The sequence below is a fragment of the Micromonospora chalcea genome (genome assembly GCF_028768405.1).
GTDB classification, from domain to species: Bacteria; Actinomycetota; Actinomycetes; order Mycobacteriales; family Micromonosporaceae; genus Micromonospora; species Micromonospora chalcea.
Map to the genome: position 1 here is coordinate 6,403,565 of NZ_CP118233.1, position 19,963 is coordinate 6,423,527.

General features: G+C 74.2%; 23 protein-coding genes. 10 read left to right on the forward strand and 13 right to left on the reverse strand.

The window, feature by feature from the left end:
- Window positions 1-25 precede the first annotated feature (25 nt).
- A complete protein-coding gene (locus tag PVK74_RS29045; RefSeq protein WP_274477653.1) occupies window positions 26-979 on the reverse strand; it encodes a hypothetical protein in 954 nt (317 codons plus the stop codon).
- Entirely contained in the window at window positions 976-1,572 is a 597-nt protein-coding gene (locus PVK74_RS29050) for an RNA polymerase sigma factor (protein WP_274479327.1), read from the reverse strand. Before PVK74_RS29050 ends, PVK74_RS29045 begins: the two co-directional genes overlap by 4 nt.
- Window positions 1,573-1,736: 164 nt before the next feature.
- On the opposite strand from PVK74_RS29050, the gene PVK74_RS29055 reads away from it, so the two are divergent.
- A complete protein-coding gene (locus tag PVK74_RS29055; RefSeq protein ID WP_104114418.1) occupies window positions 1,737-1,970 on the forward strand; it encodes a DUF5522 domain-containing protein in 234 nt (77 codons plus the stop codon).
- An 86-nt stretch (window positions 1,971-2,056) separates the two neighbouring features.
- Window positions 2,057-2,605, forward strand: a complete 549-nt coding sequence (locus PVK74_RS29060; protein WP_274477654.1) for a hypothetical protein — start codon at window positions 2,057-2,059, stop codon at window positions 2,603-2,605.
- 6 nt (window positions 2,606-2,611) lie between these two features.
- On the opposite strand, the gene PVK74_RS29065 is transcribed toward PVK74_RS29060, so the two are convergent.
- Window positions 2,612-3,268, reverse strand: a complete 657-nt coding sequence (locus tag PVK74_RS29065; protein ID WP_051611533.1) for an iron-dependent transcriptional repressor DtxR — start codon at window positions 3,266-3,268, stop codon at window positions 2,612-2,614.
- Window positions 3,269-3,396: 128 nt separating this feature from the next.
- Between PVK74_RS29065 and PVK74_RS29070 the strand changes: the two genes are divergently transcribed.
- The 3 genes from PVK74_RS29070 to PVK74_RS29080 are packed head-to-tail and all read left to right on the forward strand — an operon-like array spanning window position 3,397 to window position 8,063.
- Window positions 3,397-4,254, forward strand: coding sequence for a sulfurtransferase (locus tag PVK74_RS29070; RefSeq protein WP_069089358.1), 858 nt, complete (start codon window positions 3,397-3,399; stop codon window positions 4,252-4,254).
- A 47-nt stretch (window positions 4,255-4,301) separates the two neighbouring features.
- On the forward strand, window positions 4,302-5,483 hold the full coding sequence (locus PVK74_RS29075) for an acetoin utilization protein AcuC (RefSeq protein WP_274477655.1): 1,182 nt from the start codon (window positions 4,302-4,304) through the stop codon (window positions 5,481-5,483).
- 24 nt (window positions 5,484-5,507) lie between these two features.
- Entirely contained in the window at window positions 5,508-8,063 is a 2,556-nt protein-coding gene (locus PVK74_RS29080; RefSeq protein WP_274477656.1) for a bifunctional acetate--CoA ligase family protein/GNAT family N-acetyltransferase, read from the forward strand.
- 240 nt (window positions 8,064-8,303) lie between these two features.
- Here the strand turns inward: PVK74_RS29080 and PVK74_RS29085 are convergent, their stop codons facing one another.
- From PVK74_RS29085 to sigB, 4 genes are all read right to left on the reverse strand, one after another.
- Window positions 8,304-8,711 (reverse strand): VOC family protein, encoded by a 408-nt coding sequence (locus PVK74_RS29085; protein WP_069089361.1) that lies wholly within the window; start codon window positions 8,709-8,711, stop codon window positions 8,304-8,306.
- On the reverse strand, window positions 8,708-9,199 hold the full coding sequence (locus PVK74_RS29090) for an SRPBCC family protein (RefSeq protein ID WP_064447132.1): 492 nt from the start codon (window positions 9,197-9,199) through the stop codon (window positions 8,708-8,710). Before PVK74_RS29090 ends, PVK74_RS29085 begins: the two co-directional genes overlap by 4 nt.
- Window positions 9,196-9,531 carry an ArsR/SmtB family transcription factor gene (locus PVK74_RS29095; RefSeq protein ID WP_043330536.1) on the reverse strand — a complete coding sequence of 112 codons (336 nt, stop codon included), beginning with the start codon at window positions 9,529-9,531 and terminating at the stop codon, window positions 9,196-9,198. Before PVK74_RS29095 ends, PVK74_RS29090 begins: the two co-directional genes overlap by 4 nt.
- A 110-nt stretch (window positions 9,532-9,641) precedes the next feature.
- The gene (sigB, locus tag PVK74_RS29100; protein ID WP_043325701.1) at window positions 9,642-10,628 is read right to left on the reverse strand and encodes an RNA polymerase sigma factor SigB; all 987 of its coding nucleotides are present in this window, start codon (window positions 10,626-10,628) and stop codon (window positions 9,642-9,644) included.
- 220 nt (window positions 10,629-10,848) lie between these two features.
- On the opposite strand from sigB, the gene PVK74_RS29105 reads away from it, so the two are divergent.
- The gene (locus PVK74_RS29105) at window positions 10,849-11,637 is read left to right on the forward strand and encodes a sporulation protein (protein ID WP_043330535.1); all 789 of its coding nucleotides are present in this window, start codon (window positions 10,849-10,851) and stop codon (window positions 11,635-11,637) included.
- On the opposite strand, the gene dtd is transcribed toward PVK74_RS29105, so the two are convergent.
- Together dtd and PVK74_RS29115 are read right to left on the reverse strand one after the other, a co-directional pair.
- A complete protein-coding gene (dtd, locus tag PVK74_RS29110; RefSeq protein ID WP_069089362.1) occupies window positions 11,634-12,056 on the reverse strand; it encodes a D-aminoacyl-tRNA deacylase in 423 nt (140 codons plus the stop codon). The genes PVK74_RS29105 and dtd overlap by 4 nt on opposite strands.
- A complete protein-coding gene (locus tag PVK74_RS29115; RefSeq protein WP_274477658.1) occupies window positions 12,056-13,540 on the reverse strand; it encodes a DUF7782 domain-containing protein in 1,485 nt (494 codons plus the stop codon). The genes dtd and PVK74_RS29115 overlap by 1 nt, the downstream gene beginning before the upstream one ends.
- Before the next feature lie 180 nt (window positions 13,541-13,720).
- On the opposite strand from PVK74_RS29115, the gene PVK74_RS29120 reads away from it, so the two are divergent.
- The 3 genes from PVK74_RS29120 to PVK74_RS29130 all read left to right on the forward strand — a co-directional run bounded on the left by PVK74_RS29120 (window position 13,721) and on the right by PVK74_RS29130 (window position 16,948).
- The gene (locus tag PVK74_RS29120; protein WP_043325696.1) at window positions 13,721-14,941 is read left to right on the forward strand and encodes a S8 family peptidase; all 1,221 of its coding nucleotides are present in this window, start codon (window positions 13,721-13,723) and stop codon (window positions 14,939-14,941) included.
- A gap of 117 nt (window positions 14,942-15,058) precedes the next feature.
- Window positions 15,059-15,643 (forward strand): HhH-GPD-type base excision DNA repair protein, encoded by a 585-nt coding sequence (locus PVK74_RS29125; protein ID WP_274477659.1) that lies wholly within the window; start codon window positions 15,059-15,061, stop codon window positions 15,641-15,643.
- A gap of 72 nt (window positions 15,644-15,715) precedes the next feature.
- Complete coding sequence (locus PVK74_RS29130; protein ID WP_064447136.1) at window positions 15,716-16,948, forward strand: low temperature requirement protein A; 1,233 nt, start codon at window positions 15,716-15,718, stop codon at window positions 16,946-16,948.
- 4 nt (window positions 16,949-16,952) lie between these two features.
- Here PVK74_RS29130 and PVK74_RS29135 read toward each other — a convergent pair whose 3' ends face one another.
- Window positions 16,953-17,264, reverse strand: a complete 312-nt coding sequence (locus PVK74_RS29135) for a hypothetical protein (RefSeq protein WP_030502972.1) — start codon at window positions 17,262-17,264, stop codon at window positions 16,953-16,955.
- Window positions 17,254-17,565: a hypothetical protein gene (locus PVK74_RS29140; RefSeq protein ID WP_043325691.1), complete on the reverse strand. Its 312-nt coding sequence runs from the start codon at window positions 17,563-17,565 to the stop codon at window positions 17,254-17,256. Before PVK74_RS29140 ends, PVK74_RS29135 begins: the two co-directional genes overlap by 11 nt.
- A gap of 107 nt (window positions 17,566-17,672) precedes the next feature.
- Between PVK74_RS29140 and PVK74_RS29145 the strand changes: the two genes are divergently transcribed.
- Window positions 17,673-18,029: a DUF3099 domain-containing protein gene (locus PVK74_RS29145; RefSeq protein WP_013284780.1), complete on the forward strand. Its 357-nt coding sequence runs from the start codon at window positions 17,673-17,675 to the stop codon at window positions 18,027-18,029.
- Window positions 18,030-18,069: 40 nt separating this feature from the next.
- Here the strand turns inward: PVK74_RS29145 and PVK74_RS29150 are convergent, their stop codons facing one another.
- Together PVK74_RS29150 and PVK74_RS29155 are read right to left on the reverse strand one after the other, a co-directional pair.
- Complete coding sequence (locus PVK74_RS29150; RefSeq protein WP_064447137.1) at window positions 18,070-18,966, reverse strand: carbohydrate kinase family protein; 897 nt, start codon at window positions 18,964-18,966, stop codon at window positions 18,070-18,072.
- The gene (locus PVK74_RS29155; RefSeq protein WP_043325690.1) at window positions 18,963-19,889 is read right to left on the reverse strand and encodes a pseudouridine-5'-phosphate glycosidase; all 927 of its coding nucleotides are present in this window, start codon (window positions 19,887-19,889) and stop codon (window positions 18,963-18,965) included. The genes PVK74_RS29150 and PVK74_RS29155 overlap by 4 nt, the downstream gene beginning before the upstream one ends.
- Between the last annotated feature and the right edge of the window lie 74 nt (window positions 19,890-19,963).

Genomic DNA, 19,963 nt, shown 5'->3' on the forward strand with positions numbered 1-19,963 from the left:
CCGCAACGGGTCGGCAGCGGGACGGTCAGGGCCGGCGCGGAGTGACCGAGATCTGCTCGGCGATCGCGACGACCTGGTCGACCGAGAGCCGCAGCGGCGCCTGCAGGTTGACCACCGCCCCGCCGGGCACCTCGGCCTGCAGGAACCAGATCTCGTCGGCGCGGATCAGATGGGCTTCCCGGCCGCCCACCGTGACCCTTCGCTCGTGCCGGGCTCCCATCACGTTGCGCAGCAGGTCCGGGTCACGGCGTGCAACGACCTGCACGGTGAGCGTCTCGTCGGAGGAGTCGCCCTGCAGGGTCAGGATGGTGTCGTTCTTGAAGAAGGCGAGCCGCCAACCGCGTGGCGCCAGCCGGACCCGCAGCGGCACCTGCTGCGGCTCGTCGACGAGGTGCTCGGCCAGCCGGAGCAGCGCCGCGTCGTCGGCGAACCTGCCGTGGCCGGTCAGCGACACCCACTGACCGGGCCTGCGTTCCCACGACATGTCGAGCCGGCGCGGTCCGCCGGGGTCCGACTCCTCGTAAATCTCGGCCGGGCGGCCTGCGACGGTCACCGGACGCGACGTCGTCGCGATCCGTGCCGGTCGGCTGTCCCAGACGAAGAGGTAGACGTCGTCGGTGGCGGTGCGGGACAGGTACACGGCGAGAAACTGGCCCGGAGCGTAGCTGTAGCGAGGTGGGTCCAGCGTCGCCGGCCGCGACCGCAGGGTCAGCGGAAACTCCGGGATCGTCGCAGCCACCAGGGTCAACGGCTCCGCCGATCGGTCGAGCGGACGTACCGCGAGGCCAATGCCCGCCCCGGCCACCACCGTGGCCCCGGCTGCCACCAGGAGCGTCCGCCGCCGCAGCGGCGGAACGGTCCGGCGTACGGATGCGGCGGCGAACTCGCCGGCGAGGCGGTCCCGCGCGAGGCGGAGCGTCTCGGCGGACGCCTCCGGGGCGTCCGGCCCGTGCGTACGCAGCAGGTTGATCTCGTTCATGTCGGCTCCTCGGGGGCGAGCGCGAGTCGGGTGAGTCGGCGGGCACGGTGCAGGCGGGAGCGGACGGTGCCGAGCGGGATGTCGAGCACGGCGGCGATCTGCTCGTACGACAGGTCCGCCCACGCGGTGAGCAGCAACACGTCCCGGTCCCGCCGGTGCAGCGAGGCCAGCGCCAGGGCCAGGTCCCGGCGCAGGGCACCGGCGTCCAGCCGGTCGATCGTGTCCTCGATCACCGGCGGTGCCACCTCGCCGGCGGCGAGCCGGGCCAGCGCGCGGTAGCGGCGTTCCTCGGTCCGCACGTGCCGGCGCACGAGGTTGGTGGCGATCCCGAAGAGCCACGGCCGTACGCCGACGTCCGAGGTGTACGACGCCCTCCGCCGGAAGGCGACCAGGAAGGTCTCGGCCAGTAGGTCGTCCGCCGGCGGACCGATGCGGCGAGCCAGATAGCGGTGCACGGGGACGGCATGCCGGTCGAACAACGGCGCGAACCGCTCCGGCTCGGCGACGGACGCGCGGATCACGTCGTCGTCCGACGGCTCGTCGGGCGGCCCGGCCCCGGAATGTCCCCGTTCGTGGGCCTCGGCCCGGCGCATCTTGTTCGTCACACCCGTTCATGCCCGGTCGGCGCGGACCGGTTCACGGCGGAACCGCATCCGGTCGTAGTGTCCCTCCCGGACGGCCGGCGCGACGGGAGGCACCGGCGCGGGCACCCAGGGCGTCGCGCGAGGGTGAGGAGGCCACTCCGTAGACTCCAGCGGTGCGTGACGAGCTGGCGGACCGGCCGCTTACCGAACCGCACCCGTCGCGGCTGTCGCCGGATCACCCGGGGCGGGACCGGATCCTGGCCGCGCACGCCGCCGCCCTGGCCGCCGGGGAGGCCGGCTACCTGGACCCGGAGACCGGACTGTTCGTGCTCAGCGCGGGCTTCCTGGCCCGGCGTGGCACGTGCTGCGGGCGAGGATGTCGGCACTGTCCGTACGTAACCGATTAGGGGCTTCCGTCCCCGCGCGGGCACGCCGTACGGTGTCCGACGGAACTCCGGCGGGTCGGACCCGCCGCCGACCGCGGAGGTCTCCCGTGCGTGCCCGAATCTGGCTGGCCGTGCCGGCCGTCCTGCTCGCCGCCGGCTGCGCCGAGGAAGCCCCGACGGTCGACGTGCCGACGGAGCCGCGCCCACCGGTCGCGGTCGCGGCCGCCTCCTCGGGCGGCGCCTGCCGGCTGCTCGACTTCGCGGTGATCGCCGAGCACACCGGTGGCGAGTTCGACGTGGCCGCCGCCACCGAGCGGGGCGACACGCACACGTGCGTGGTACGCGCGGCCGGGGCGGTGCTGCCGGAGCTGACGCTGTCGGTCACCGAGACGTCGATCGACGCGGCCACGTTCACCCTCGACGTGCAGCCCAGCGGCGCCACGAAGATCACCAAGCTGGGTAAGGCCGGCTATCGGCGCACGCTGCCCAAGACCGCTAAGGCGGGCCCGATCGCCGAGGTCGGCTGGCTGGCCACCGAGGGCCGGCTCGCCACCCTGCGCTGGACCGCCCCCACCGGCACCGCCAAGGCGGAGGCGGACAAGACGGCCGGCAAGCTGGTCACGCTGGCCAAGGTGATCGACACCCGCCAGCTCTGACCCGGGTCAGCGGGCCGCGACGAACACCCGGGACGCCACCTCGCGGGGCAGGCGGACCCGGTCGCCGGAGCGGTCGATGGAGACGCCGTCGCGTTCCTGCGCCACGGTCACCGTCGCGCCCGGGTCGACACCGGCTGCGTGCAACTGCCGGAGCACGTCCGAGTCGGTCTGCACGCTCTCGCAGATGCGGCGCACCACGACCTGGCCGGACAGGCCCGGGAAGGCCAGGTTGCGCTCGCTCTCGCCGGCCTCGACCGTCGGCTGGCCCGGGTCGCCCAGCTCCTCCAGGCCCGGGATCGGGTTGCCGTACGGCGAGCGGGTGGGGCGGTTGAGCAGGTCGAAGACCCGCTTTTCCACCGCGTCGCTCATCACGTGCTCCCACCGGCAGGCCTCTTCGTGGGCCTCCTCGTAGGGCATCCCGATCACGTTCACCAGCAGCAGCTCGGCCAGCCGGTGCTTGCGCATCACCGACACGGCGGTGTTGCGACCCGCCGGGGTGAGGCTCAGGTGCCGGTCGCCCTCGACCGTGAGCAGGCCGTCCCGCTCCATCCGCGCGACGGTCTGGCTGACGGTCGGGCCGCTCTGCTTGAGCCGCTCGGCGATGCGGGCACGCAGCGGCGGCACACCCTCCTCCTCGAGTTCGAGGATGGTGCGCAGGTACATCTCGGTCGTGTCAACAAGGTCGTGCTTCACGTCAGCGGCCTCCCGGGCACCGATGGTACCCGTTACCACCGACCATCGACGGCAGGCGAAGCCGGAGGTGGCGGCCCGGATGGTGTTGACTGGACCGCATGTCCGCCACCGCAGACCTGCTGGTCGAGCCCGACCGGCTCGCCGCCGAACTCGATCATGCCGATCCGCCGACCCTGCTCGACGTCCGCTGGCGGCTCACCGGCCCGCCCGGCCGCGCGGACTACGCCGCCGGCCACCTGCCCGGCGCGGTCTTCGTCGACCTGGACACCGAGCTGTGCGGGCGGCCCGGCGCCGCCGGCCGGCACCCGCTGCCGGACCCGGCGGCGTTGCAGGCCGCGCTGCGGGCGGCGGGCGTCCGCGCCGGTCACCCCGTTGTCGTGTACGACGGCGGCGACGGGATGTCCGCCGCCCGGGCCTGGTGGACGCTGCGCTGGGCGGGCCACCGGCAGGTGCGGGTGCTGCACGGCGGCTACCCGGCCTGGACGGCAGCCGGCCTGCCGGTCGACACCGGCGTACCCGCCCCGGCGCCGGGCGACGTGACGGTGGCGCCGGGCGCGCTGCCGGTGCTGGACGCCGCGCGGGCCGCCCGGCTCGCCGCCGCCGAGCCCGGGGTGCTGCTCGACGTACGGGCCGCGCCGCGCTACCGGGGCGAACACGAGCCGGTCGACCCGGTCGCCGGGCACGTGCCGGGCGCGGTCAACCTGCCCGCCCCGGAGTACGTCACGCAGGGCCGGTTCCCGGACGCGGACGCGCTGCGGGAGCGGTTCGCCGCCGCCGGGGTGGACGCGGGCGCGCCGGTCGGCGCGTACTGCGGCTCCGGGGTGACCGCCGCGCAGGCCGTGCTCGCGTTGCACCTGGCCGGCCGTCCGGACGCCGCGCTGTACGTCGGCTCGTGGAGCGAGTGGGTGGCCGACCCGGACCGTCCGGTCGCCACCGGTGGCACGTCCGGCCGGTGAGCGTACGTCAGGTGGGCGCACCCGGGCCCACGTGCGACGATGGCCGCATGGCCGACGACACGGTGGTGGTGTGGGACAAGGCTCTCCTCACCTACGACATGGGCGACCATCCGCTGGACCCGGTCCGGGTCGAGCTGACCATGGCGCTCGCCCGCGAGCTGGGCGTGCTGGACCGGCCCGGCGTGCGGCTGGTCAAGCCCGAGCCGGCCGACGACGCGCTGCTCACCCGCGTCCACGATCCGGCCTATCTGGACGCGGTCCGGGCCGCGCCGCGCGACCCGCTGTTCGCCGGGTTCGGCCTGGGCACCTCGGACAATCCGGTCTTCGACGGCATGCACGAGGCGAGCGCGCTGATCGCCGGCGCCACAGTGGCCGCCGCCGAGGCGGTCTGGCGCGGCGACGCCCGCCGCGCCGTGAACGTGGCCGGCGGGCTGCACCACGCCATGCCCGCCCGCGCCGCCGGCTTCTGCGTCTACAACGACCCGGCCGTGGCCATCGCCCGGCTGCTCGACCTCGGCGCGCAGCGGATCGCGTACGTGGACGTGGACGTGCACCACGGCGACGGCGTGCAGGAGATCTTCTACCGCGATCCGCGGGTGCTCACCATCAGCCTGCACGAGACGCCGCTCGCGCTGTTCCCCGGCACCGGGTTCCCGGACGAGACCGGCGGGCCGGGCGCGGAGGGCACCGCCGTCAACGTGCCACTGCCGCCCGGGGTCGGCGACGCCGGCTGGCAGCGCGCGTTCCACGCGGTCGTGCCGTCGGTGCTGCGCGCGTACCGGCCGCAGGTGCTTGTCACCCAGTGCGGCGCCGACGGGCACCGCAAGGATCCGCTGGCCGACCTGCACCTGTCGGTGGACGGGCAGCGGGCCACCTACCGCTCGCTGCGCGCGCTCGCCGACGAGCTGTGCGACGGCCGCTGGATCGCCACCGGCGGCGGCGGGTACGCGCTGGTCGAGGTGGTGCCGAGGGCCTGGACGCACCTGCTCGCGATCGCCACCGGCGAGCCGGTCGACCCGGCCACGCTGACCCCGCCGGGCTGGCGGGACCTGGCCGCGCGGCGGCGACCCGGGCACGAGGTGCCGCTGCGGATGACCGACGACGTCGACCCGTCGTACCTGCCGTGGCAGCCGAGCGGCGAGCCGAACGCGGTGGACCGGGCCGTCGCGGCCACCCGCAAGGCCGTCTTCCCGCTGCTCGGGCTCGACCCGCACGACCCGCGCGACTGAGCCGGCGGCAGGGAGGACCGACCGGTGACCACCGTCGAACAACCGGTGGACGTGCTGCTCAGCGACGGTACGACCGTCCAGCTGCGACAGATCCGTCCCGAGGACGCGCCCGAGATCGTGGCGATGCACGGCCGCTTCTCCGAGCGCACCCGCTACCTGCGCTACTTCTCGCCGTACCCGCGTATCCCGGAACGCGACCTGAAGCGCTTCGTCAACGTCGACCACCGCGACCGGGAGGCGTTCGTGGTGCTCGCCGGCGAGCGGATCGTCGCCGTCGGCCGGTACGAGCGCCTCGGCCCCGCCTCGCCGGAGGCCGAGGTGGCGTTCGTGGTCGAGGACGCCTACCAGGGCCGGGGCATCGGCTCGGTGCTGCTGGAGCACCTGGCCGACGCGGCCGGACGCAACGGCATCGTGCACTTCGTCGCCGAGGTGCTCCCGGCCAACGGGGCGATGCTGCGGGTCTTCGCCGACTTCGGCTACCAGGTCCAGCGCCAGTACGCCGACGGCGTGGTGCACCTGACCTTCCCGATCGCGCCGACCGAGGCGACGCTTGAGGTGCAGCGCGGCCGGGAGCACCGTACCGAGGCCCGCTCGATCGCCCGGCTGCTCGCGCCGCGCGGCATCGCCGTCTACGGCGCCAGCACCACCGGCCAGGGCGTCGGCGCGGCGCTGCTCGGGCACCTGCGCGACGGCGGGTTCACCGGCGCGATCGTGCCGGTGCACCCAAGCGCGGCGACGGTGGCGGGGCTGCCCGCGTACCCGTCGGCGGCCGACGCCGGCCAGGACGTCGACCTCGCCGTGGTGGCGGTCCCGCCGGACGCGGTGACCGACGTGGTCCGCGACGCGGCCCGGGCGGGCGCGCACGGCCTGGTGGTGATCTCGGCCGGGTTCGCCGAGTCCGGCCCGGCCGGCGCGGCGGCGCAGCGCGCGCTGGTCCGCGCCGCGCACCTGGCCGGCATGCGGGTGGTCGGCCCGAACTGCCTCGGCGTCGCCAACACCGACCCGGCGGTACGCCTCAACGCCACGCTCGCCCCGGTGCTGCCCGCGGCGGGCCGGGTCGGCGTGTTCAGCCAGTCCGGCGCGTTCGGGGTGGCGCTGCTGGCCGAGGCGTCCCGCCGTGGGCTCGGCCTGTCCAGCTTCGTGTCGGCCGGCAACCGGGCCGACGTGTCCGGCAACGACCTGCTGCAGTACTGGCAGGACGACCCGGCCACCGACGTCATCACGCTCTACCTGGAGACGTTCGGCAACCCGCGCAAGTTCGCCCGGCTGGCCCGGCGCATCGGCCGTAGCAAGCCTGTGGTGGCGCTCGCCTCGCTGGCCCGGCCGCCGGGCGTGGGGGAGGCGCCCGCGCTGGACGCGGCGGCGGTGAGCGCGCTGTTCGCCCAGTCCGGGGTGATCCGGGTGGACACCGTGTCCGAACTGCTCGACGTGGGTGTGCTGCTGGCCCACCAGCCGCTGCCGGCCGGGCGGCGGGTCGCCGTGGTGGGCAACTCGTCGGCGCTGACCGGGCTGGCCGCCACCGCCTGCGCCGCTCAGGGACTGACGGTCGCCGACGGGTACCCGCGGGACGTCGGGCCGAGCGCCGGGGCCGCCGCGTACGCCGCCGCGCTCGGTGACGCGGTCGCCGGCGAGCGGGTCGACGCCGTGGTGGCGGTGTTCGCGCCGCCGCTGCCGGGCCAGCTCGCCGACCCGGTGGCCGACTTCGCCTCGGCGCTGCCCGACGCGCGGGTCACCGGCAAGCCGGTGGTGGCGACGTTCCTCGCCGGGCTGGTGCCGGCCGGGGTGCCGGCGTACCCGAGCGTGGAGGAGGCGGTACGCGCGCTGGGCCGGGTCACCGCGTACGCGGACTGGCTCCGGCGGCCCGCTGGGGTGCTGCCGGAACTTCCCGACGTGGACCGCACGGCCGGGCACGCCGCGCTGCGCCCCGACCGGGCCGACGCGGCGGCGTTGCTGCGCGCGTACGGCATCGACGTGGTGGAGTCGGTCCCGGCGACGACGACGGAGGAGGCGTTGGCCGCCGCCGAGCGGCTCGGCTGGCCGGTGGCGCTCAAGGCCGCCGCCCCCGGGCTGCGGCACCGCCTCGACCTCGGCGCGGTACGCCTCGACCTGGCCGACGCCGCCGCGCTGCGCCGCGCGTACGCCGAGATGGCCCCGGCGTTCGGCGCGGAGGTGCTGGTCCAGCCGATGGTCGCGCCCGGCGTGGCGTGCGTGGTGGAGCTGGTGGAGGATCCGGCGTTCGGGCCGGTGGTCGGGTTCGGGCTCGGTGGCGTGGCGACCGAGCTGCTCGGCGACCGGGCCTGGCGGGCGGTGCCGCTGACCGACCGGGACGCCGCCGAACTGGTCGACGAGCCCCGGGCCGCGCCGCTGCTGCACGGGCACCGGGGCGCCGCGCCGGTGGACCGGGCGGCGCTGGTCGACCTGCTGGTGCGGGTCGGGCGGCTCGCCGACGAGCAGCCCCGGGTGCGGTCGCTCACGCTGAATCCGGTGCTGGCCCGGCCGGACGGCATCTCGGTGCTGCACGCCACCGTGCGCACCGGCGCGGAGGTCGCGCGCCCGGACACCGGCCCCCGCCGCTTGTAAGGAAGGGCCCCTTATTAACGCCTCCGGTAGAGGAAGGGCCCCTTCTTAACAGCGCCCGCCCGCGCGACCCGCAGCGCCCGCCCGCGCGACCCGCAGCGCCCGCCCGCGCGACCCGCAGCGCCCGCCCGCGCGACCCGCAGCGCCCGCCCGCGCGACCCGCAGCGCCCGCCCGCGCGACCCGCAGCGCCCGCCCGCGCGACGGCCGCGCGTCGCCGCGCCCGACCGCGGGCGCCGCAGCGCTCAGCCGCGGGCGGAGATCTGCTGCACCGACCACCCGTTGCCGTCGGGGTCGTGGAAGAAGACGAAGCCGACGTTGTCCAGCGGGTGCGGCACCGGGTGCGGGTTCTGGCCCATCACCTGGATCTCGCTCACCTCGACGCCCCGCTCGACCAGTTCGGCGCGCGCCCGTTCCAGGTCGGCCACGACGAGTTGCAGGCCCTTGAGTGAGCCCGGCGGCATCTCCGGTACGACGCCCCGGCCGAGGACGATCGAGCAGCCGGAGCCCGGGGGAGTGAGTTGCACGATCCGCCCCATCCCGCCGAGATCGGTGTCGTGGTCGACGGCGAAGCCGAGCCGTTGCGCGTAGAACTCCTTGGCCCGGTCCAGGTCGGAGACCGGTACGACCACCACTTCCAGCGTCCAGTTCATGTTGTCGCTCCTGTTGTCGAGTCGGTGTGCAGCACGGCGGTGAGCCGGTCGAACGCCTCGCTCAGGCCGCGGATCATCGGGTAGCGCAGGACGGTGTCGCGGCCCTGCGGGGTGGCGTAGCGCAGGTGGGTGACGACTGTCGTCCGGTCCGCCGAGCCGGTGAAGTCGTGCCGCACCAGCGTCTCGCCCGGGTAGGACTGGTCGTCGAAGAGTTCGGTGCAGACCAGCCGCGCCGGCGGGTCGATCTCCCGGTACGTGCCGCCCTGGGCCATCAGGTCGCCGTCCGGCCCGCGGGAGACGAACCGCCAGCGTCCGCCCACCCGCAGGTCCACCTCGCACTCGACGAGATGCCAGCCGCGTGCGCCCCACCATCGCATCAGCAGTTCGGGGCGGGTGAAGGCGGCGAACACCAGATGCCGGGGAGCGGCGAAGTCGCGGCTGAGGCGGATCTCCCGGTCGCCGTGCAGGGTCACGGTCAGGCCGGTCACCGCTGCTCCTCGGCGGTCAGTTCGGCGAGCACCTCGTCCAGGCGCGCGTAGCTCTCGGCCCAGTAGTCCCGGTAGTTCGCCAGCCACGCCACGGCCTCCCGCAGCGGCCGGGCGTCGAGCCGGCAGGGGCGGCGCTGCGCGTCCCGGCCGCGGGTGACCAGGCCGGCGCGTTCGAGCACCTTGAGGTGCTTGGAGACGGCCGGCTGGCTCATCGCGAACGGCTCGGCCAGCTCGGTGACTGTGGCCTCCCCGGCGGCCAGCCGGGCGAGGATGGCCCGCCGGGTGGGGTCGGCGAGCGCGGCGAAGGTGGCGTCGAGCAGATCCGGGGGCACGTTCATAACCTCCTGGTTTTGTAACCATTCGGTTCTATACGCTGGGAGGTGCCCCGGTCAAGCGCGACAGGCCCCGGCGAACCGCCGGGGCCTGTCGGGGCAGGGGTGGATCAGCAGGCGTACGCCTCCAGCCGGTTCGCCCGCTCCGGGTCGCGCAGCTTCAGCAGCGTCACCTTCTCGATCTGCCGGATCCGCTCCCGGGACAGCCCGAACTCGCGGCCCACCTCGTCCAGCGTGCGCTGCCGGCCGTCGTCCAGGCCGAAGCGCAGCCGGATCACCGCCTGCTCCCGCTGGGACAGCGTGGCCAGCACAATCCGGACCTCGTTGCGCAGCTCGCCATTGGTGGCGGCGTCACCGGGCTCGGTACGCGGGTCGACGGCGGCGACGAAGTCGCCGAGCGCGCTCTCGCCGTCCTCGCCGACGGCCTGGTCCAGGCTGACCGGCTCCCGGTCGTAGGAGATCAGCTCGATCACCTGGAACTCGGGGATCTCCAGCGCCACAGCCACCTCGCTCACGGTGGGCTCGCGACCCAGCGACACGGACAGCTCACGGCGTACCCGGACCATCCGGTTGACCTGCTCGACCATGTGCACGGGGATGCGGATGGTGCGGGCCTGGTCGGCCATGGCGCGGGTGATGGCCTGGCGGATCCACCAGGTGGCGTAGGTGGAGAACTTGTAGCCCTTGGTGTAGTCGAACTTCTCGACGGCGCGGATGAGGCCGAGGTTGCCTTCCTGGATGAGGTCGAGGAAGGCCATGCCGCGACCGGTGTAGCGCTTGGCGATGCTCACCACCAGCCGCAGGTTCGCCTCCAGCAGGTGGTCCTTGGCGGCGCGGCCCTCGGCCGCGATCAGCGCCAGATCCGCGCGCAGCTCGGCGGAGACGGGGGTGCAGGTGGCCAGCTTCTCCTCGGCGAAGAGGCCGGCCTCGATCCGCTTGCTCAGCTCGACCTCCTGCGCCGCGGTGAGCAGCTTGGTGCGGCCGATGCCGTTCAGGTACGCCCGGACCAGGTCGGTGGAGACGCCGCGCTCGTCGGTGGCGTCGAGGTCCGTGAGGGTGACGTCCATGTCCTGGTGCTCGATCATCTGCTGGGTCATCTCTGTTCTCCCCGTGTCCGACGTGCCTACCGGTCCCGTGCCGCCCACGCGGTGGGGGCCGATGACAAACAGCTTGGCGGTCGGGGCGTGAGACGGGAGTGAGGCGATCGGGGACCCGACAGGAATCCACGTGGGAATCCGGCATTCCCTTGTCCGGCGCGGTTACCGTGCCACCGACCGGCCGTCGGGGCCGGCCCGGCACTGATGATCGGAGAACGTGGTGGTCTTCAAGCGGCTCATGCAGGCGATGGGTGTGGGCGGACCGTCGGTGGAGACGGTCCTGGCCAACCCGAACTGTCGCCCGGGCGGCGTTCTGGAGGGCCGGATCCAGGTGGTCGGCGGCGACCACCCGGTGGACGTGAGCTACGTCGCGCTCGGTCTGGTCACCCGGGTCGAGGTGGAGAGTTCCGATTCGGAGTACGACGTCAACCAGGAGTTCGGCCGCGCCCAGATGACCGGCGCGTTCCGGCTGGAGCCGGGGCAGCGCTACGACGTGCCGTTCCGCTACCAGGTGCCCTGGGAGACCCCGCTCACCGACCTGTACGGCCAGCACCTGCACGGCATGACGATGGGTCTGCGTACCGAGCTGGAGGTGGCCCGGGCGGTGGACAAGGGCGACATGGACGCCGTGTCGGTGCACCCGCTGCCCGCCCACGAGCGGCTGCTGGAGGCGCTGCTGCGGCTGGGCTTCCGCTTCGCGCGCGCCGACGTCGAGCGTGGGCACATCTACGGCGTACGCCAGCAGTTGCCCTTCTACCAGGAGATCGAGTTCTACCCGGCGCCGCAGTACGCGGGCGCGATGAACCAGCTCGAGGTCACCTTCGTCACCGATCCGCAGCAGGTGCACGTGGTGCTGGAGCTGGACAAGCGGGGCGGTCTGTTCACGGAGGGCCGCGACGCCTTCGGCCGGTTCACGGTGGACCACGCCACGGCGGAGCAGACCGACTGGGCCGCCCAGCTCGACGGCTGGCTGCGGCAGTCGCTGTCCCGCCGTGGGCTGTTCTTCTAGAGATCGAGCACGAGGGTCCGGGGACCGACGTTGACGCTCTCCACCAGCATGTGGGCGCGGAAGCGGCCGGTCTCCACCTTCGCGCCCCGGGCGCGCAACTGTTCGACCACCGCGTCCACCAGGGGTTCGGCCACCTCGGCGGGAGCGGCGGCGGTCCAGCTCGGCCGCCGGCCCTTGCGCGCGTCGCCGTAGAGCGTGAACTGGCTGACCACCAGCAGCGGGGCGCCGACGTCGGCGGCGCTGCGTTCGTCGTCGAGGATGCGCAGCTCGTGCAGCTTGCGGGCCATCGTGGCGGCCACCTGCGGGGTGTCGGTGTGGGTGACGCCGAGCAGCACCAGCAGCCCGTCGGTGATCTCCCCGGTCACCTCGTCGTCGACTGTCACCCGGGCCCGGCCGACCGTCTGCACCACCGCCCGCATCAGTCGGTCACCGGCTCGATGATGCCGCGCTCGACCAGGTGCGCCACGATCGGCCCGGCCGCCTCGGCCAGCTCGTCCGGCGCCACGTCGTGCGCGGCGGCCAGCAGCGAGAGCTGGTCGCGCAGCGGCAGCCGGCCGTCCGCGCCGCCGACCAGGGCGAGCACCAGCGGGTCGATCTCCTCCGACCAGCGCAGCCCGCGCGGCATGGCCAGGACCTGCCGGTCCACCGCCCAGCCGTCGTCGCCCATGGTGGCCTCCTGCCGGAGCTGGAGCCCTTCGGCGGCGCGGTAGCGGGCGGCGAGCAGGCCCTCGGTGTCCCGGGCGCGCAGCCAGTCCTGCCTGGTGAACCACTCGCCGATCCGGTCGCCCAGCGGCGGCTCGACCCGCTGGCGCAGGTCCTCCACCCGGACGACCGGCTGGGCGTGGCCGGAGCGGCGCAGCGAGACGATGCCGAAACCGATCGCCTCCACCTTGTGCGCGTCGAACCAGTCCAGCCAGGCCGCCATCCGCTGCGGGTCGGCGCTCTCGCCGACGTCGGTCAGCCAGAGGTTCACGTACGCCATCGGGTCGGCCACCTCGCGCTGGATGACCCAGGCGTCCAGGCCGGTGCCGGCGAACCAGCCGGTGACCCGCTCGGCCCAGTCCTCACCGGTGACGTGCACCCAGTTCGCCAGGTACTGCATGGTGCCGCCCTCGGTGAGCAGGTCCGGCGCGGCGGCGGCCAGTTCCGCGCCGATCGCGTCGCTGACCCGCCCGGAGTCCCGGTAGACGTGCGTGGTGGTGCCCGGCCCGACCACGAACGGCGGATTGCTGACCACCAGGTCGAAGCGGCGTCCGGCCACCGGGGCGACCATGTCCCCGCGCAGCAGTTCCCAGTCCTGTCCGTTGAGCGCGGCGGTGGTGGCGGCGAACCGCAGCGCCCGCTCGGAGACGTCGGTGGCGGTGACCCGGCGGGCGTGGGTGCCCAGGTGCAGCGCCTGTACGCCGGAGCCGGTGCCGAGGTCGAGCGCGGTGTCCACGACCGGGCGTACGGCCGCCGAGATCAGCGTCTGGGTCGCGCCGCCGATGCCCAGCACGTGCTCGGCGTGCAGCGGACGGCCGGGCCGGGCGCTGGCGGGCACGTCGGCGAGCACCCACCAGTCGTCGCCGTACGGCTCCAGGTCGACAGCGGCGCGCAGGCCGTCGCCGTGCCGCTCGACGATGCCCCCGGCCAGCGCCTCGTCCAGCGCCAGCGGGGCCAGCGCGTCGGCGACCGCCGCCTCCGGCTCGGTCTGGTCGCAGATGAAGACGCGGATCAGCGTGGCCAGCCGGTCCCGGTCCTCGGTGGCGCGCAGCGCGGCCCGGTAGTCGTTGCGGGCCACGCCGCCGGTGCCCTGCGGGCCCAGGCGGTCGGCGATCCCGTTGGCGGTGAAGCGGGCGAGTGTCAGCGCGGTGCGCAGCGCGTCGACCCCGGCGGGGGAGAGCAGCATGTCGTGACGGTCCACGTGCTCATCCTGCCTCGGGCGCCGTCCGGCGTGGCGCGCACCCGCCGATCCATAACGTGGACCGTATCTATCGGCAACTATCTCTTTCATGTTTGTCGATCTCTGGTTAGCATTCCTGCCAACATCCGTCGATGGGGTGATCCGGCCACAAACCGGGCTGCCCCGGTAGGGAGCCAGACGATGCCCGACGTGTCCCTTCCCCGGCGCCGCGCGCTGCGTGCGCTCGCCGTCACGGCCGCCGCCGCGGCCTTCGCCGCCGCCGCCTCCACGCCCGCTCTCGCCGCACCCACCGGGGAGATCCGGTACGCCGGTGCCGCCGACGCCGTCAGCGGCAGCTACGTGGTCGTGCTCAAGGGCGACGCGGTCGGCACCGCGAACACCCTCGCCGCCCGTACCGCCGTCCCGGACCGGGCCGCCGGCCTGGCCAAGCGCTACGGCGGCAACGTCGGCACGGTGTGGAGCTCCGCTCTCACCGGCTACAGCGCGAAGATGACCGCCGCCCAGGCGCGCCGGCTCGCCGCCGACCCGGCGGTCGCGTACGTCGAGCAGGACCGCGTCATGACCACCCAGGGCACCCAGACCGGGGCCACCTGGGGCCTGGACCGGATCGACCAGCGCAACCTGCCGCTGAACAGCACCTTCACCTACCCGAACACCGCCAGCAACGTGCGCGCCTACATCATCGACACGGGCATCCGCACCACGCACAGCGACTTCGGCGGCCGGGCCACCTGGGGCACCAACACGGTCGACACCAACAACACCGACTGCAACGGCCACGGCACCCACGTCGCCGGCACCGTCGGCGGCACCAAGTACGGCGTGGCCAAGGGCGTGCGCCTGGTGGCCGTCAAGGTGCTCAACTGCTCCGGCAGCGGCACCACCGCCGGCGTGATCAGCGGCGTCAACTGGGTCACCTCGAACGCGGTGAAGCCGGCCGTGGCCAACATGAGCCTCGGCGGCGGCGCCAGCACCACGCTGGACAACGCGGTGGCCAACTCGATCAACTCCGGCATCACGTACGCGCTCGCGGCCGGCAACTCCAGCGCCAACGCCTGCAACTCGTCGCCGGCCCGGGTCGCCGCGGCGATCACGGTGGGCGCCACCACCAGCACCGACGCCCGTGCCTCCTACTCCAACTACGGCTCCTGCGTGGACATCTTCGCCCCGGGTTCGTCGATCACCTCGGCGTGGCGGACCAGCGACACCGCCACCAACTCGATCAGCGGCACCTCGATGGCGTCCCCGCACGTGGCCGGCGCGGCGGCGCTCGTGCTGTCCGCCAACACCTCCTACACCCCGGCTCAGGTGGCCAGCTACCTGACCAGCAACGCCACCACCGGCAAGGTGACCAGCCCGGGCTCGGGCTCGCCGAACCGGCTGCTCTTCGTCGTCAACTGACGACACGGGTGACCTGACCACACCGTGGGCCGCGGCCCGGTGGACCTCCCAGAGGTCCGCCGGGCCGCGTCACGTCGTCGGGGAGTCGGCGCCCCGACCGCCGGGCGGGACGGCACTATGGTCCCTATGACGCTCTCCCTGCCCATCGACCCGCAGGCCAACGCACTGCTGGCGCGCAGCCCGCTGGCCCTGCTCCTCGGCATGGTGCTGGACCAGCAGGTGCCGATGGAGAAGGCGTTCTCCTCCCCGTACGTGCTGGCGCAGCGGCTCGGCCACGAGCCGGACGCCGCGGAACTGGCCGGGTACGACCCGGAGGCGCTGGTGGAGCTCTTCGCCCGGCCGCCGGCGCTGCACCGCTTCCCGAAGGCGATGGCGGCCCGCGTGCAGGAGGTGTGCCGGATGCTCGTCGAGCGCTACGACGGCGACCCGGCCCGGCTCTGGTCGGATGTGGCCGACGGGCGGGAGCTGCTGCGCCGGGTCGGCGAGCTGCCCGGGTTCGGCCGGCAGAAGGCGCAGATCTTCGTCGCGCTGCTCGGGAAGCGGTTCGGAGTCACCCCGGACGGCTGGCGCGAGGCGGCGGGTGACTACGGCGACGCGGACGCCCACCGGTCGGTGGCGGACGTGACCGATCCGGAGTCGCTGCGCCGGGTACGCGAGTTCAAGCAGCGGATGAAGGCGGAGGCGAAGGCCGCGAAGGGCTGATCCGCCGCCCGCCGCCGCAACCGGCCCGCCGCCCCTGTCGTTTGTTGCCAGGACGGGGGACGGGGGCGGACGATGACCGAGCAGCGGGGCGGGGCGCTGCTGCGTACCGCGTCCAGCCCCGGCCGGGCCACCTTCCTGGAGCTCTTCTTCGACCTGGTCTTCGTGTTCGCGCTGACCCGGGTCTCGCAGCGCCTGATCGACGGGCTCGACGGCTCGGCCGGTGCGGTGGCCGCCGACGTGGGCAAGACCCTGCTGCTGTTCCTGGTGCTCTGGCAGGTCTGGACCCTCACCACCTGGGTGACCAGCCGGTACGAGCCGGAGCGCACGGTCATCCAGGTCGTGGTGGTCGGCACCATGTTCGGCAGCCTGGTGCTGGGGGTGACGCTGCCCCGGGCGCTGGAGGAACGGGCGCTGCCGTTCGCGCTCGCGTACGTCGCGGTGATGGTCGGCCGGCCGCTGCTGATCGCGGTGGCGCTGCGGGGGCATCCGCGCCGCATGGTCCCGCTGCGGCTGGCCGCCTGGGCGGGATTCAGCGCCCCGCTCTGGCTCGCCGGCGCGCTGATGCCCGGCCCGCGCCTGGCGCTGTGGGTCGTCGCGCTGGCGGTGGACCATCTCGGCACGCTCCTGGGCTGGCCGCTGCCCCGGCTCGGGGCCTCGCGGGTCCGGCAGTGGCTCGTCGCCGGGGAGCACCTCGCCGAGCGCTACCAGCAGATCTTCCTCATCGCGCTCGGCGAGTCGATCCTGGTGATCGGCGTGACCTACAGCGGCAAGGAGTTCTCCGGCGACGCCGCGGTGGCGTTCGCGATCTCGTTCGTGATCACGGCGTTGCTCTGGCGGATCTACTTCTACCGGGCCGGTCACCTGCTCGCGCAGGCGCTGCGGACGGCCGGCACGCCGGGACGGCTGGCCGAGTCGGCGGCGCAGACCCACCTGTTCATGGTGCTCGGGGTGATCGGCGCGGCGGTCGGCTACGAGTTGGTCATCGCCCACCCGTACGACACGGCCCGGCCCGACTGGCTGGTCTTCGTGGTGGGCGGTCCGGCGCTGTTCCTGGCCGCCCGCTCCCGGTTCGAGTACGAGATCTTCGGCCGGGTGTCCCGCCCCCGGCTGGCCGGGCTGCTGGCCCTGGTGCTGCTCCTGCCCGCGCTGGTGGCCGTGCCGGCGATGTTCGCGCTCGGCGCGGTGGCCGTCCTGCTGGCGCTCGTCGCGTTCGCCGACGCCCGCCGGGCCTGGCACCGGCCGCCGGAGTCCTCCGCCTCGCCGATCGGGCGGGAGGCGCTCGGCGAGGGTGGCCCCGAGGCGTGAGTTGTCAGGCGGCGGTCGGGCGGGACAGCGAGGCCAGCGCGCGGCGTACGTCGGCCAGCGAGACGGTGGCCGAGTCGTCCAGGTCAGCCAGGCCGGCCTCGATCCACTGCCGCATCAGCGTGGTCACGCCGATGCCGCGCGCGTCGGCGGCGGCGCGGACCCGCTCGTACGTCTCCAGCGGGAGCCGGACCGACCGGCTCACCATCGGCACGTCGGTGTCGGGGGTGGGCAGTTGGGCCGGTGACGTGTCGTCGATCAGGTCGGCGAACGTGTCGCCCCCGGCGTGGAACCGCTTGGTCGCCTCGTCACGGTGCATCGTGACCGCCTCCTCGTCGGCGTGAGTTCCGCACCGCCTCGTCGTAGCGCTTGGCCTCGACGTCGCTCAGTTCGCGGGCGGAGAGGATGTCCCAGTCGTTGTCGGTGCCGTCGGCCTCGGCCAGCAGCACGGCGAGTCGCCGGCCGCGGTGCTCGGTGGCGTAGACCACCATCACGTCGTCACCGAGGTGCCGGATGACCCGGTGCCTGCTGTGCAGGGCCTCCCAGACTTCCCCGGGTGTGACGTCGTAGACCCGCAGGTTCGCCAGCGCCTCGTCGGTGAAGCTGAACCGGTTGGCCACGGATCGAAGCGTACCACCCACGTAACACGCGACCGCTCGTCACGAATTTCGCCGATCATCCGTCCGGAGTGACAGGATGGGCCGTATCCCCTCGTAGGAGGTCCGTGGTGAAGCGTCAGGCGTACCAGCCGATCCTGATCACCGACGCCCCGCGCAGCCAGGACGACCAGCTCAACAGCCGGCAGAAGCGTTACGTGCTGATGATGGCCATCCGGGTCGCGTGTCTGGTGGCGGGCGCGATCCTGGTCGGCGCGAAGGCACCGCTGCTCTGGCTCTGGCTGCCGCTGTGCGCGCTCGGCATGGTGCTCGTGCCCTGGCTCGCCGTGCTGCTCGCCAACGACCGTCCGCCCAAGGAGGAGCACCGGCTGGCGAACCGGTTCCAGAACCGGCGCCGCGAGGAGCCCGCACCCACCGCCCTCACCGCCGAGGAGAACCCGCACAAGATCATCGACGCCGAGCCCTGACCGGCCCGGGCGGAGCACCCGCCCGGACCGGCCACCGCCGTCAGGGCGCCGGGCGGGCGCCCACCGTCGTCACGGCGAGCGCGCCCAGGTCACCGGCGCGGGCCAGCGCGGCGCGCGGGTCGGCGCCGGCCAGCCACGCGGTGAGCAGCCCGGCGGCGAACGCGTCCCCGGCTCCGGTCACGTCCACCACGTCCACCCCGGGTGCCGGCGCGAACTCCACCACACCGCCGCGCTCCACCCACACCGCGCCCGCCGCGCCGCGCTTGACCACCACCCGGTGCGCCACCGCGGTCAGCGCCCGCGCCTGCGCCGCCGGGTCCAGCCCGCCGGCCAGCACCGTCGCCTCGTCCGTGTTGACCAGCAGCAGGTCGACGTCGCGTACCCAGGTCAGGAACGCCCCGCCGACGCGCCGCAGCGGCGCCGCGGACGCCGCGTCGACGCTGACGGTCAGCCCGCGCTCGCGGGCCGTGGCCAGCGCGCGCAGGCCGGCGCCGCGCGACCCGACGTCCAACAGGGTGTACGCGGACAGGTGCAGATGCCCGGCGTCGGGCGCGGCGGCCAGCGCCGCGTCCACGTGCGCGGCGGTCAGCCGCAGGTTCGCGCCCCGCTGACTGATCATCGTGCGCTCCCCGTCGTGGGCGAGCACGATGACGGTGCCGGTCGGGTAGCCCTCGTGCCGCTCCACCGCGCAGTCCACACCGATCCGGGTCAGCTCGGCCACCCGTTCCCGGCCGGTCTCGTCGTCGCCGACGGCGGCGACCAGCGTCACCGCCGCGCCCTGCCCGGCGAGCCAGGCCGCGGTGTTCGCCGCCTGCCCGCCGCCGCTGAACCGGATCCCGGCCGCGGTGTCCGAGCCGGTCGCGAGCGGCCCGGACAGCACCGCGAGCACGTCGGTGATCACGTCGCCGACGACGACGATGCGCGGCGTGGCGCTCATGGGGCGCGACGGGTCGCCGCGGCGACCGCGATCCGGGCCGCGAGGTCGGCGTTGCGCAGGATGATCCGGACGTTCACCGCCAGGCTGGCGCCCTCGGTCGCCGAGTGGAAGTGCGACAGCAGGAACGGGGTGACCGCCTTGCCGGTGATCCCCTCGCGGGCCAGCGCGGCCAGCCCTTCGGCGAGCGTCCGGTCGTGCAGCGCCGGGTCGAGCTGCTCGTCGGCGGGCAGCGGGTTGGCCACCACCAGGCCGCCGTGGTGCACGCCGTGCGCCGCGCGGGCGGCCAGCACGTCCGCCACCTGCTCCGGCGACTCGACCGACCAGTCCAGGTCGAAGCCGGCGTCGGTGAGGTAGAAGCCGGGGAAGCGGCGGGTGCGGTAGCCGACCACGCCCACCCCGAGCGTCTCCAGCCGCTCCAGCGTGGCGCCCACGTCGAGGATCGACTTCACCCCGGCGCAGACCACCGCGATCGGGGTCCGGGCCAGCGTGACCAGGTCCGCCGACTCGTCGAACGTCTGCGCCGCCTCCCGGTGCACGCCGCCGAGCCCGCCGGTGGCGAACACGCCGATCCCGGCCGCCGCCGCGACCGCGCTGGTGGCCGCGACCGTGGTGGCGCCGTCCGCGCCGGTGGCCGCCGCCGGGGCCAGGTCGCGGACCGAGAGCTTGCTCACGCCGTCGACGGTGGCGAGGCGGGTGAGCTGGGCGTCGTCCAGCCCCACCCGCAACTCGCCGGCGACCATGCCGATGGTGGCCGGCACCGCGCCCGCGTCCCGTACCGCCTGCTCGATCTCGCGCGCCACGCGCAGGTTGTCCGGCCGGGGCAGCCCGTGCGAGACGATCGTGCTCTCCAACGCCACGACCGGGCGGCCGTCGCGCAGGGCGTCGGCCACCTCACTACCGAGACTGATGTGAAAGTTGGTCACGTCGGCTACCGTACGGCCCGCTCCCGCCCGGGGCCCAGGTGGACCAGGACGGACCGACCTGGAAAACTGGAACG